The following is a 13464-nucleotide window of genomic DNA, read 5'->3' on the forward strand; positions in this document are numbered from 1 at the left end:
AGGAACCTGTCAATACTGCTACTACAGATGGCAAGGAAGATCGAGACACTTGACCAAATGTATCAATAGTTTTTTCGCGTTACATATTCTCACTCAAATAGTGATATATAAATGGGAATACACATAAAACAACGATTAAGTAACGCGACATGTAATATATTTTTGATTGAAAGCGCTTTATATCTGTCATTCTTCGTCGAAACCTATTGAAGTCTGAACTTTTATGTAATAGAATGAGTTCAGCAAATGTGTAAACGTTATGACAAATAAAATAATTATGTTGTCATGAATGTTTAATTTAATGATCCCACAGGTATAAAAACGTTTTTACAATAATGGGGAAGAAGGGAAGCTATGAGCAACCGGAATATCACGATTAAAGATGTAGCCAAATTAGCTAACGTTTCCGTCGCCACCGTATCCCGAGTCATCAACGGGTTAGACCGTGTGAGCGATTCCACCCGTAAGAGCGTGCTCAAGGCCATACAGGAGCTGAACTTCGTTCCGAATACGATGGCCGCCTCGATGGTGAACAAGAAAACGAAAATGCTCTCAGTCGTGGTACCGGATATTCAGAATCCTTTCTTCACGGCGGTAATCGAAGGAACGGTAGAAGTAGCCAAGCGGGAAGGATTCTTTACACTGGTTCTCTCCACCAACGGGGAAGAGAGTGAGGAAGAAGAATTCCTCGAGAGCTTCCTTGGGAAGAATGTAGATGGCATCATTTTGATCGGTAGCCACAAGGAAGCGGAGTTCTACCGAGGGATTCTAAAGCCCACCATCCTCGTGGACCGTTATTTTAATGACTGCGGGCATGATGGCGTCATGATAGATAACTATCGGGGTGCTTATGAGGCGACGAAACATTTTATCGAGCTCGGGCACGAACGGATTGCCATCATCGACGGCGAGCATGATTTTAATGATGGCAAGGATCGATATTGGGGCTACCAGCAGGCGATGCTGGAAAGCGGGCTATCAACCGATCCCGATTACCACAAGCAGGGACACTGGGCAGAAGCCGACGGATATCAACTTACAATCGAGTTACTAAAATCGGAACTCCCGCCTACGGCGATATTCGCCGCGAACAACGTGCTTTGCAAGGGAGCAATCCGGGCGATTCGGGATTTGGATCTGCAGATAGGAGAGGACATTTCTCTAATCGGCTTTGACGAGAACGAACTGGCCCAGTTTGTGAAACCGCAAGTAACTGTAGTTCGAAGACCGACCAGGGAGATGGGGCTTCAAGCGGCAGAATTACTTGTTCGTAAGATCAGGGATACCCCGCGGGAAGCAGGAAACCCCATGCGGGTTGTTCTCGGGGTGGAACTGTTGAAGCGCGGATCGGTCAAGAATCTCAGGTAGTCCTTAAGTAACGCTAACTTTGAAGAATCAGCTAAATAACATGCCCCAATGACCCCAATCGACGGGAATAGGGAGGGAGTTACCATGGAAAATCCGGTTCTGACAATGGAAGGAATCAGTAAGGAATTCCCCGGCGTAAAGGCTTTGTCCAACGTTCATTTCGAACTGTATCCGGGTGAGGTTCATGCCTTGATGGGAGAGAACGGTGCCGGCAAGTCGACACTGATGAAGATTCTGTCCGGGGTTTACCAGGCGACGGAGGGGACCATTCGTTTGAAGGGCGAGGAGGTCGTGTTCGGTAACCCACTCGACGCTCAGAGACAAGGCGTATCGATTATCCATCAGGAATTCAATTTGTTCACTAACCTATCTGCCGCCGAGAACATCTTTATCGACCGACCAGAGATGGTCGGAAGCCTTGGGCGGATCCGATGGTCCAAGTTATACGACGAAGCGCAACGTCTCGTCGACTCCATTGGCGGCGGCGAGATTGACGTCCGTCGAGAGGTGCGCCATCTTGGGGTGCACAGTCAGCAGGTAATCGAGATCGCTAAGGCGTTGTCTTTCCAAGCAGATGTGCTGATAATGGACGAGCCTTCCGCGGCTTTGCCTGAGAACGAAGTGCAGAAGATGTTCGACGTTGTAAAGCGGTTAAAGGCACAGGGTGTGGCGATTGTGTACGTATCGCACCGCATGAAAGAAATTTTTGAAATTGCGGATAAGGTCACGGTACTGCGAGATGGTACGAAGATCGAAACTCGGAGCATTGGGGAGGTTACAGAACAGAGCCTGATTCAGATGATGGTAGGCAAAGAAGTAAACCAGCTCTATCCGGTCCGCGATCAGAAGCCTCGCGAGGAGCGTGTTCTAGAAGTCAGGCAACTGTCTTTGGACGCATCCCACGCCGTCTCGTTTGATCTACGAAAAGGCGAGATTCTCGGAGTGTTTGGCGTTCCTGGCTCCGGTTCTCATACGATTGCCGAGCGGTTATTCGGCCTGAGACGTGGAACAGGCGACATTCTCGTCAACGGTGAAGCGGTGCGGATTCGACGACCTGGCGATGCCAAGGTAAAGAGGATCGCTTATGTGCCGCCGGATCGCCATCGCCAAGGTATTATAAAGCCAATGTCCATTCGGCAGAATCTCTCCCTTCCTTTGCTTCAGGAGCTATCGAAAGGACCAGTGTTGGACCAAAAGCGCATCAAGCAGATGAGTCATGACTATATGGACAAGCTGCGGATTAAAGCCCCGAACGATCAGCAGAGCGTCGATTTCTTAAGCGGCGGGAATCAGCAGAAGGTTGTTATCGGCAAGTGGCTTGCGGCAGAACCGGAGATTCTGATTCTGGAAGAGCCGACTCGTGGTGTCGATGTCGGAGCCAAGGCTGAAATTTATAGTATCATTCATCAACTGGCGCAGGAGGGCCTGAGCATTCTTCTGATCTCTTCCGAGATGCCGGAGGTGATCGGTCTCAGCGACCGTATTCTGGTTCTCTATAAGGGTGAGATTGTACATGAATTCGCTCGTGGAGAAGCCGATCAGGAACAGTTGCTCAGACGTGCTTCGCACCCTCGCGCTACGGAAGGAGAGCTTCTATGAAGCGAATCGCGAACATTCAAGAAGCACCGATCATTCTGTTTACTCTCTTGGTCATCGTGCTGTTTTCCAGCTTGTCGTCCGGATTTTTTCAGGCCGACAACGCCAAGCTGATACTAGACCAGAATATTACCTCCTTAATCGTGGCGATTGGCATGACGATGGTCATTTTGCTGGGGGGAATGGACTTGTCCGTCGGCTCCGTGCTGGCGCTCACCGCCACCGCTGTCGGCGTGTTCCTTAATCACGGTATGCATCCGTGGATCGCAGCACTGTTAGGCGTCTGTATCGGAGTGCTGTGCGGAGCCGTGAATGGTTACTTTATCGCGATACGGAAAATTCCCGATATAATCGTGACACTCGCTACAATGTACATCTTCCGGGGGATTGCGGTCGGAATTAGCGGTGGCACATGGATGACGAATTTTCCGAATGGTTTCAGGTATTTCGGACAAGGTGAATTGCTTGGCCTGTCGTTTCCGCTCATTGTGGCCATCGTGCTAATCGCTTTTTTCATCTACCTAATGAAATTTACCCGAAGTGGCCGAAGGATTTACGCTATCGGCGGGAATGGTTCAGCAGCTAAGCTTGCTGGCATCAGCGTAGCCCGAACGAAGTTTACTGTATACGTGTGGAGCGGCATGTTGGTTGGCATCGCAGCTGTGATCTTCGCCTCTAAGGTGGGGAGTGTGCAAGCTTCAACGGCAGGAAGCAACTTGTCCTTCGAAGTGATGGCTGCCGTCCTCATTGGCGGGGGCAGCATCTTTGGTGGCGTTGGCACTGTGGCGGGCACGATGATAGGTGTTCTATTTATGGGAATCATTAAAAACGGTTTGATCATTACTAAGATTTCTCCTTTCTGGGTAGATGCAACCACTGGATTTCTGATAATTCTGGCAATTATAATCAATACCTTGCAACGCATCAGACAAAATAAAAGAAAAGAGGGTGATCTGTTATGAACGTGCTGAAGATTGGGCTCTCTTTCAAGCAGAACAAGCTGCAGGTCCAGCTTCTCCTTCTGCTCTTCATTCTCGTCCTGTTCAGCATCATTTCTCCCTACTTCTTGTCTGTTACCAACTTCATGAACGTCTTCAATCAGATGGTCGAGGTAGGCCTGATCGCCATTCCAATGACGATGATCATCATCTCTGGTGCGATGGACCTCTCAGTTGGCTCCATTCTCGGTTTCTCGGCTGTCTGCATGGGGATCGCCTTCCAGCAAGGCCTGAACATCTGGGTTAGCGTCTTCGTTGCACTACTCGCAGGTTTGTTGTGTGGTGCGGTCAACGGATATCTGATCGCCCGGCATCGCATGCAGGCGATTGTGGTGACGATTGGAATGTTAGTTATGCTGCGCGGTCTGGTTTACGTTCTCAACGAGGGCCGACCAATCAGTGGCTATCCGGACAGTTTCTACTTTCTGGGTCAACAATACATTGCCGGCATTCCATTCAACGTGATTTTTCTCGTGGTCGTTTTCCTGTTGGCCAACTTCGTTATGAAGCGGACGCGATTCAGTACCTACGTATACGGTATTGGAAACAACGAAGAGGCAGTTCATTATTCTGGGGTTTCCGTTGTGCGCACACGATTTATCTTATTTCTACTCAGCGGCTTGTTCTCGGCAATGGCGGGTGTCTTTCTGGTATCGCGTCTGGCAAGTGCGGAGGCGACATCAGGTACCAATATAGAGCTGGATGTTCTCACAGCTACTTTGATAGGCGGCACACATATTTTTGGGGGGAGGGGGAGCTTGTCGGGGACATTCGTTGGGTTACTAATCATTGTGTTTCTTCGCAATGGGCTGAATTTGTTAGGCGTATCGGTGCTCTATCAGGCGGTTATTCTCGGTGCATTGTTGCTCATCGCTGTAGGTAATAAACAGTTTAATAGGGGGTTATCTAAATGAAAAAAGTAGCATTGATGGTTCTCACAGGCGTTATGGCATTAAGCTTGGCGGCATGTGGAAGCACGAGCACTAACAATGCGTCATCGGCCGACAGCGGCAGTTCGGGTTCCCGTACCTACTTCATCAATCCGAAGTCCATCGGTCCAGCCTACTGGGCGGCGGCACAGAAGGGGGCAGAACAGGCGGCTAGTGATCTGAACGTAAAGGTTGTCTACAATGCGCCGACTGAAGCAGACTCCTCAAAGCAGATCAACATGATTCAAGATATGCTGACTCGTAAGGTCGACGGAATCGGCGTATCGCCTAACGACGCGAAGGCGGTCGGCCCGATTTTCAAAAAAGCGTTAGGGCAGAACGTCAAGATTGTTACCTGGGACAGCGACGCGCCGGATTCGGATCGCCAGTACTATGTCGCTCCGGACACCGATAAAGCCGTCGGTGAGCTGTTGGCCAAGACGATCGGGGACGAAATCGGCGGCAATGGTAAAGTGGCCTTCATGGTTGCCGGGCTGGGATCGGAAAATCAGATTGCCAAGTCGGATGCGGCAAAGGCTTATTTCGAAGCGAACTATCCTGACATCGAGGTAGTGACGACCGTCTCGAGCGATGATGATCAGCAGAAGGCGTATGCCAACGCGCAAAACCTGATCAAGACGTACCCGGACTTGCGAGGCATTATCGGCTTTGCTGGTGGTGAGCCTCCGGCTGCCGCGGAGGTTGTTGAGCAAGCTATCAAAGACGGAACGTTGAAACAAGGTCAGATTGCGATTACCGGCATTGCCGTACCGAGCGTCGTGAAGAATTACATCAAAAACGGCACAATCAAAACAGACATCATCTGGGATCCAGGTAAACTGGCGTACGCGACGGTGTATGTTCTTGATCAACTGGCACAAGGCAAGGAGATCACGGACGGCATGGACATTCCGACTGTCGGAACGGTGAAAGTGGATGGCCAGAACGTATTCATCGGTACGCTCCAGGTGACCCAGGACAACGTAGACAGCTTCGGCTTCTAAGAAGCGCAAGCTGAACGGGGAGGCAATTAATCATGCAGCATGAAATACAAATCGAGGAACTGACGCCGGAGGCGTTCGCTCCATATGGAAAGGTCATTGACCTGCCCGACAGCGCTCCTTCTAAGAGTGGAGACGGCTGGGACTGTTGGAGTTATGTTCAAATGCTAGACGCGAATGTGCCGGTTGGGTTCGGATTGGTCGTTACACGGCGTCGGGAGCCAATTGTGGATTCGATGGAACGGCACGTCAGCCGGGAAGAACTACTGTTGACCTTCGATCGGGAGATCATTCAACCGGTAGCCCGCTGCGCGGATATTGATGACCCGGATGAGCGGCCAGACCCTACCACGGTAAAGTGCTTCAAGATCAAACCTGGTCAAGCGATCGTAATCGGGCGGGGGGTCTGGCATAGTCCAGCGTATGCGGCCGCGGAAGACGCGCGTTATTTGTTCGGCATTGAGAAAAAGCCGGACAAGTTTGGTGATGAGATGGTCGAGCCATGGGTGTATTTCCAAAGAAACGACACGATTCTATTCGTTTAGATAGGAAGGAGTAACAGCATGAATCAGGAACAACGAATAATGCAGTGGATCGACGAGCACCAGGATGAGATTTTAACATTTCTACAAGAGCTCATCCGTATTCCTAGTGTAAATCCATGGTTCTTCGACGAACCGGTGCCTTCGAAAGAAAAGGATCTGCAAGAATTCCTTCTACAGAAGTTGTCCGGGCTAGGGGCGAGCACTGAGCTTTGGGAGCCGATCGCCGATGATTTGAAGCAGTATGAGGGGATGGCCGGTTACTACGCGGGAAGAGATTTCACCGGTAGACCGAATCTGGCTGCGACCTTCGAGCCGGAAGCCAAGGGCAAGTCGCTTCTACTGTTTGGTCACATCGATGTCGTCATGGCGGGTAGTAAGTGGACCGTAGATCCGTTTGAAGGAAAGATCGTGGACGGCAAGATGTACGGTCGCGGCACAGTTGACATGAAGGGCGGCGTCGCCGCTATGATTATGGCGATCGAAGCAGTCATCCGTAGTGGCTTTAAGCCTAAGGGCTCGGTTGTCGTTGGAACAGTTGTGGATGAGGAAGCTGGCGGCATGGGCGCGCTAGATTTCATCCATCACGGCTATCGTACCGATGCTTGCATCCTAACCGAGCCGACATCTCTGACGATTGCTCCGCTGTGCAGAGGGATTTTGTGGGGCAAGATCAAGGTACAGGGCCGAAGTGGACATATTGAAATGCCGCAGGCGGACTGGAAGGACGGCGGCGCGGTCGATGCAATCAAGAAGGCTCGTTTTCTGCTGGAGAAACTGGACCTGTTGAACGAGGACTGGGCAGCGCGGAAGAAGCATCCGTATCTATCGATTCCGTGCCAGGTGCATGTCGCGCAACTCAACGCAGGCGAGTACCCTACCTCCTTTGCAAATGAGGCTGAGATTGTGTTCAATGCACAGTATTTACCGTCCGAACGCGACGAGAAGTTGGTCGGCGGCAATGTGAAGAAGGAACTGATAGACTTTCTAACGGTAGCAGCCAAGGAAGACCCCTGGCTAAGCGAGCATTTGCCGGAAATCGAGTGGTTGGTTGACGCTGACTGCGCGGAAACCGATGCCTCTCATCCCTTCGTACTGACCTGCGTCCAGTCGTTGAAGGCGATCGGAGAAGAAGGCAAGATCGAAGGATTGGGCTTCCACACGGACATGGGCTGGCCCGTCAATGTCGGCATTCCCACCATCAACTTTGGTCCTGGTGACCCAAGCTTGGCCCATCACAGCGATGAATTTACGCCAGTGGACGAAGTAATTCAAGCGGTCAAGATGATCGCGAAGACAATTATTAACTGGTGTGGCGTAGAAGAGGCCTGACGGTTCGCCCGCGCCTCAAGGTAGAGCGTTCTTCCTGATTAGAAATGGATGGTGAGACTATGATGAAAATTTTATTTATTGGTGAATCATGGATTATCCATATGATTCATACGAAGGGCTACGACAGCTTCACCTCGACTAAGTACGAGGAAGGTGCGACTTATCTATTGTCCTGTTTGAGGGAGAACAAAATAGACGTCACCTACATGCAAGCACATGAAGTACAGGTGCGCTTTCCTCAGTCGCTTGAGGAACTTCAAGCTTACGATGCCATCGTGCTCAGCGATATCGGCGCGAATACATTCTTGCTTCAGAATTCGACGTTCTATCAGATGCAAGTTGTTCCGAACCCGTTGGAACTAATCAAGCAGTTCGTGACTGAAGGCGGTGGCCTTCTGATGGTTGGCGGATACCTGACTTTCATGGGCATCGAGGGAAAGGCCAATTACAAGAACTCGGTGCTAGCCGATGTGCTTCCGGTCATTATGGCTGACGGAGATGATCGTGTGGAGATGCCGAACGGTTTCGCGCCATCCGCGACCGCTTCCCATCCACTAGTGGACGGTTTGGGTGTATGGCCAAAGTTACTTGGCTACAATCGCTTAACTGCAAAGCCTGATGCTGAGATGCTCCTCGGACACGAAGACGATGCCATTTTGACCGTGGGTCGCTTCGGTGCGGGCAAGACGGCAGCATTCGCTAGCGATTGCTCACCACATTGGGGGTCGCTGGAATTCATGGGATGGGATAAATACCCATTGTTCTGGTCCAATCTTATTCGGTTTTTAAAGTAACATTATAATACTTCATTTCTACTCTCATTTAGAAGCAAAAGACGCCCAATTGGGCGTCTTTATACTATCAAAGAACGAAAGAATAGAAATGCTGATTTTATTTTCTTTCCGTGAAATTGTAAATATTGTTGGTCCAAAGAATTGTCAATCATACTTAGCGAATAGAGGCGGAGGAATAAAGATGGGCAAGATCGTAATTGTAGGTAGCATTAACATGGATATCGTAAACGAGGTTGTCCGTTTCCCGGAACCTGGGGAGACTATTCACGGACGCGGGGCTGCTTATCATCCAGGTGGCAAAGGGGCTAATCAGGCGGGTGCAGCTTCGCAAGCTGGCGGCGAAGTCGTCATGGTGGGGGCAGTTGGCAGCGACGAGTTTGGCAAGGTTCTTCGTTCTTCCTTGCGGGAGCTCGGTGTGGATACTACACATTTGAAGACGAAGCAAGGATCTTCCGGCTTGGCCTTCATCACGGTGTCAGATAGCGGCGAGAACCAAATAATTTTGTCTGCAGGCAGTAATGGGGAACTAACACCTGATGACATTTCCAATGGGCCCTTCGAGTGCGCGGCATTCGCACTTCTGCAGAACGAAATCCCATTGGAGGCCAATCTGCACGCGATGAAGCTGTGTGCGGACAGAGGGATCAAGGTTTACTATAACCCTGCGCCCGCGACTACAATTCCTCCGGAAGCTTTCCCATTAATCGATACGATAGTCGTTAACGAGACGGAGGCCGCTGTTGTTAGTGGCTTAGAGGTCAGAACTGCAGTAGACGCGGAGGCTGCCGCTTACAAGCTGAGACAAGCCGGTGCATCCAATGTAATCGTGACCTTGGGTGGGAAGGGTGCCTATGCGCTTGATGCATCAGGTGTATCGTATCAGGTTCCTGCATTCCACGTCCAAGCTTTGGATACGACCGCTGCAGGCGATACGTTTATCGGTTCATATGTAGCTGCAATGGCGGATGGACTTGCGGTCTTTGACGCACTTCGTTTTGCGTCTGCGGCCGCCGCGATCGCCGTTACACGACAGGGGTCACAGAGCTCAATTCCGACGCGAGAAGAGATTGTAGACTTCCTCGAGGGCTAAGCACACTCGAGTGAACCGGCTGTTTCCGGTTCGCTCGCTTTCATTTAGAAAACACTACACATTAATTTTGATGGAGCCCGTTTAAAACAATGTTTAACATGCGAATACTTTGGAAATCCCGCAAGCTTAACGGCCCTGACGTTGTAGCTCAGTCAGATACCTAGCCGAATACAAACCAGGAGCGAGTTGAATTGAATAACTGTAACCCCTTACTTTACTGCATACGTTTACCTAACTCCGACTAAGGGGATAATGGAAATCAGAGAGGTGTGACGCATGAATCTGCCGGAGTTTTTAAAGTCGAGACAGGAAGTGGATTCGGATTTATTCCTTCATCCTATGATTCTCGCATATCAATCAGTCGTACTGGCCGGCTACAGGTCCTTGATCGACCTCCCGCAGACGGTCACCTTGCTCAGGCAATTGACCTTGAATGCAGACGCTGCTGATAAGCCGTTATTCGATCTAAAGAGTGGAGTCGGCATTCCGATGAACGATCCGGGCGAACGGGAAGTATTGAACGCAATCGCCGACGGGCAAATGCTCATCTATTCAGACATTAGTGATCGGTGCATGAGGTTGGTCCCTGTCAGTCGTACATTGTCCCGCTCCATCGAATCCCCGACGACGGAAAACGTGGTACGGGGCGCCATCAGCGCTTTCAACGAGGAGCTCGATACAAATATCGGGCTTATTAAACAGAGCATGCCAACTGAGAAACTGCAAATGCAATCCTATGCGCTAGGACGGGACCAGCGCAGAAGGATAGTTCTCCTCTATGTGAAGGGGAAGATCCACGAACGCCTCCTGCAATCCATCTCGCAAAAAATAGAGTCCCTCCCCGAGAAGGACATCCCCGACTTGCAGGCATTATCCGATTTGCTTGGATTTTCAAAATGGACGATAATCACCCGTTATAATACGACCGAAATACCTCAGGAAGCAGCCTCTGCGCTGGCTGCAGGCAAAGTTGTATTACTGCTTGACCGGTTTCCGTTTGCCCTAACGCTCCCGATTTTGTTATCCGATATGTTCGTCTCGCAGAGCGACCGCAACGTCCCTGCCCTTTTACAACTTTCATTACTGGTCTTGCGCGTCCTCGGTGTTTTGCTCAGTATTCTGCTGCCTGGTTTGTACGTCGCGCTAGTGTCGGTGAATCCCGAGGTTTTACGGATCGAGATCGCGCTCTCGATCGCCGGGAGCCGTGTAGACGTCCCGTATCCGGCCCTGGTCGAAACGCTGCTCCTGCTGCTGGTCCTTGAATTGACATTTGAATCCGCCGTCCGTCTTCCCAAAACGATCGGACCGACGATCACGATGGTGGGCGGCATCATATTGGGACAGGCCGTCGTTCAGGCAAAGCTAGTCAGCAACGTTCTTATCATTATATTGGCAGCATCGACGATCGCAAACTTTGCGGTTATCGGCGTCCAAAATACCATGTCCATCCGTATCTACAAATATCTATTGTTGATTCTGTCATCGATGTTCGGATTATTGGGCCTGTTCGTAGGAATCGTCGTTATCTGCGCGTATCTGGGGCATGTCAATACCTTCGGCATCCCTTACTTATCTCGCTGGAAAGCAGGGCGCCGCTATGGATAGAAGCATCCAAGTCATTGCTATGTGCCTGATCACTAATCTCGGCCTAATCTTTTTCCTCTATCCGGCGGACATCATCGCCAGTCTCTCCACCGGACATTGGAGCGCTGTGTTGCTCGGTTTTGTGATCCATATCGGCATGGTATCTGTTTATATAAAAGGGTTGAGTAAATGCGCGCCGAAAAACGTCATCGATTTGTTTCAAAGTGCAGGCAACGTTTTTGCTTTTCTGATGCTGCTTCCACTTGCCGTTTATTTCGTGATGATGCTCATCATCACGGTTCGCGCTTACGCCGAGATCGTTACCATGGTATTTCTGGCCCAAACGCCGCTTTGGACGATCATGCTGCTTTTTCTTGCGTTGAGCACTCTGGTCTCCTTATGGGGCATCGAATCGCTATTTAGAACGAGCATGCTCATCGCGCTACTTTTCTTCCCTTTTTTAATCATAGTCGTCATACTATCTTTCCAAAACGTGGACTGGCACTACATGCTTCCTTTCGTGGATCGCAAGACTGCAACTTTCTCCTATGTATTTCACCGCCCATTCCTGCAGAGCTTGTTCGCTTTTGTGGGCGGCTTTTTGTTTTTGGGCTTTATCCCTCCGTATGTTCCATACCAAAGCCGCAAAATCATCATGGCTAGCCTCTTATTGCTGCCGTTTTTTCTCATATCGGTTTATGTACCGCTCTTGACGTTCGGTGAAAATACGGCTTCCAAGTTTCCTTTCCCGTTCATAATGGCAGTGGACACGGTGGATATCAGTTGGCTGATGTTCGACAGAATCACGATTTTTTTTATGATCAGTCTTTTATGCTTCGTCGTCTTATTTTTATCTCTGGTCATGTGGATGACTTTACAACTGCTCAAACGCAGCATGCATTTCTTTAATGCCCCGATCGCAAGCGTGCTACTGGCAGCAACTGTGTTTATCGTTTGCTTGCTCGTACCGAGTTGGAGCAATGTCGAGCAGATGATTTGGTGGAATACGTATCTGCGCTTGTATGCAGCTTTCGTCATACCGCTCGTTACCTTCGCGCTCGGTGTAAGCCGCCGTCGGAAAGAGGTCATTCGACCATGAGAAAATGCCGCCTGTTGCGTATGGCATTATTTCCGTTGATGTTCGCAGCTACGATGGCCTTAAGTGGATGTTGGGATATCAAAGACATCAATCATCGCTCTCTGCCGATCGTTATGGGCGTCAAGCAGACCGGTCAGAAATATAAAGTGCTACTTCTAATACCTGAAGTGAGCCGAAGTGAAATGAATATAAAGATCATTTCCGAATCGGGAATTACGATTAACGCAATTTTGGACGAAATCAACAAATCCTTAGAAAGCAAACTCGATTTGCTTCATCTAAAGGTCATTATTTTCGAACGTCCCGTTGCGGAAATGGGATTGGCGCAAAGCATAGAAAGCTTCATGAGGTCCCGAGACATTCCCAACAAAACGTTCGCCGCGATCAGCGACGGAACGCTTGAGCCGCTTTTCGATAAGCTGGGGGCTTCATCCCAAGGCGGTGGCACTCAGCTCTACAATTTTTTTGAAAAAAACGCGGGATGGTCGCCGGAAGTCGTGCAAACCCGAATCTGGGAAGTGTACCGCAGCATAGACTCGTACACGCGGGATGTTGCCATACCGTCCATAAAGCCCGGCCGAACGACGACGATCGAAAGCACCGGAGCGGCGGTTATCAAAAACGGCCGGATGGTCGGCTCCATCGATTCGGAAGAGTCGCTGCTGTATAACCTGTTCAAAGGGATAGGGACGCAAGGCAAAATCGAGGTCATGGATCGCGCGACGGTAAAAATCGTAGCGGATCGATTGACTCTAAGCAGCACGCTGCGCGAAGACCAAGCGACAATAAACGCCCAGCTTAATTTAAAAGTGACCGTCCTTGAGACTGTGGGCGATCCTTCCAATGTTGAAATCAAACAGGAAATCGACGAGCAGTTATCATCGCGGTTTGATACGATGCTTCGGGCCGCTCAGGCCAAAGAAGCCGATATTTTAGGAATGGGGCAGTTTTTCCGCAACAAGCTCTCCCGGGAAGAATTGCAGCATTGGAGATCGAAGTATTACCCCTCTATGAAAATCAAATTCAAAGTCCATGTCATTATCCAGGACGAAGGTCAATTGAAAATAAGATAAATTCATAATTCATGAGCGAAAGACACGAAATCACCCGGAAGGGTTGGTTTCGCGTCAT

Annotated in this window: 12 protein-coding genes; all 12 read left to right on the forward strand. The window is 50.0% G+C overall.

From position 1 onward, the window contains the following. The first annotated feature begins 354 nt into the window (after window positions 1-354). The 12 genes from ELR57_RS22160 (at window position 355) to ELR57_RS22215 (ending at window position 13406) form a co-directional block, all read left to right on the forward strand. The gene (locus ELR57_RS22160; RefSeq protein WP_126961274.1) at window positions 355-1368 is read left to right on the forward strand and encodes a LacI family DNA-binding transcriptional regulator; all 1014 of its coding nucleotides are present in this window, start codon (window positions 355-357) and stop codon (window positions 1366-1368) included. Between the two features lie 84 nt (window positions 1369-1452). Continuing rightward, on the forward strand, window positions 1453-2967 hold the full coding sequence (locus tag ELR57_RS22165; RefSeq protein ID WP_126961275.1) for a sugar ABC transporter ATP-binding protein: 1515 nt from the start codon (window positions 1453-1455) through the stop codon (window positions 2965-2967). Continuing rightward, window positions 2964-3926 carry an ABC transporter permease gene (locus ELR57_RS22170; protein WP_126961276.1) on the forward strand — a complete coding sequence of 321 codons (963 nt, stop codon included), beginning with the start codon at window positions 2964-2966 and terminating at the stop codon, window positions 3924-3926. Before ELR57_RS22165 ends, ELR57_RS22170 begins: the two co-directional genes overlap by 4 nt. Further along, window positions 3923-4876: an ABC transporter permease gene (locus tag ELR57_RS22175; protein WP_126961277.1), complete on the forward strand. Its 954-nt coding sequence runs from the start codon at window positions 3923-3925 to the stop codon at window positions 4874-4876. Before ELR57_RS22170 ends, ELR57_RS22175 begins: the two co-directional genes overlap by 4 nt. After that, window positions 4873-5895: an autoinducer 2 ABC transporter substrate-binding protein gene (locus ELR57_RS22180; RefSeq protein WP_126961278.1), complete on the forward strand. Its 1023-nt coding sequence runs from the start codon at window positions 4873-4875 to the stop codon at window positions 5893-5895. The genes ELR57_RS22175 and ELR57_RS22180 overlap by 4 nt, the downstream gene beginning before the upstream one ends. A gap of 32 nt (window positions 5896-5927) precedes the next feature. Continuing rightward, window positions 5928-6437 carry an ureidoglycolate lyase gene (locus ELR57_RS22185; RefSeq protein ID WP_126961279.1) on the forward strand — a complete coding sequence of 170 codons (510 nt, stop codon included), beginning with the start codon at window positions 5928-5930 and terminating at the stop codon, window positions 6435-6437. Between the two features lie 18 nt (window positions 6438-6455). Continuing rightward, entirely contained in the window at window positions 6456-7766 is a 1311-nt protein-coding gene (locus ELR57_RS22190; protein ID WP_126961280.1) for a M20 family metallopeptidase, read from the forward strand. 59 nt (window positions 7767-7825) lie between these two features. Next, a complete protein-coding gene (locus tag ELR57_RS22195; RefSeq protein ID WP_238162647.1) occupies window positions 7826-8560 on the forward strand; it encodes a glutamine amidotransferase in 735 nt (244 codons plus the stop codon). Window positions 8561-8741: 181 nt separating this feature from the next. Then, window positions 8742-9650: a ribokinase gene (gene rbsK, locus ELR57_RS22200; protein WP_126961281.1), complete on the forward strand. Its 909-nt coding sequence runs from the start codon at window positions 8742-8744 to the stop codon at window positions 9648-9650. Between the two features lie 276 nt (window positions 9651-9926). Further along, window positions 9927-11255 (forward strand): spore germination protein, encoded by a 1329-nt coding sequence (locus tag ELR57_RS22205; protein ID WP_126961282.1) that lies wholly within the window; start codon window positions 9927-9929, stop codon window positions 11253-11255. Beyond that, the gene (locus ELR57_RS22210; RefSeq protein WP_158630131.1) at window positions 11248-12333 is read left to right on the forward strand and encodes a GerAB/ArcD/ProY family transporter; all 1086 of its coding nucleotides are present in this window, start codon (window positions 11248-11250) and stop codon (window positions 12331-12333) included. The genes ELR57_RS22205 and ELR57_RS22210 overlap by 8 nt, the downstream gene beginning before the upstream one ends. Then, complete coding sequence (locus ELR57_RS22215) at window positions 12330-13406, forward strand: Ger(x)C family spore germination protein (RefSeq protein WP_126961284.1); 1077 nt, start codon at window positions 12330-12332, stop codon at window positions 13404-13406. The genes ELR57_RS22210 and ELR57_RS22215 overlap by 4 nt, the downstream gene beginning before the upstream one ends. Window positions 13407-13464 lie beyond the last annotated feature (58 nt).

The sequence above is a fragment of the Cohnella sp. AR92 genome (assembly GCF_003990975.1).
Lineage (GTDB): Bacteria > Bacillota > Bacilli > Paenibacillales > Paenibacillaceae > Cohnella.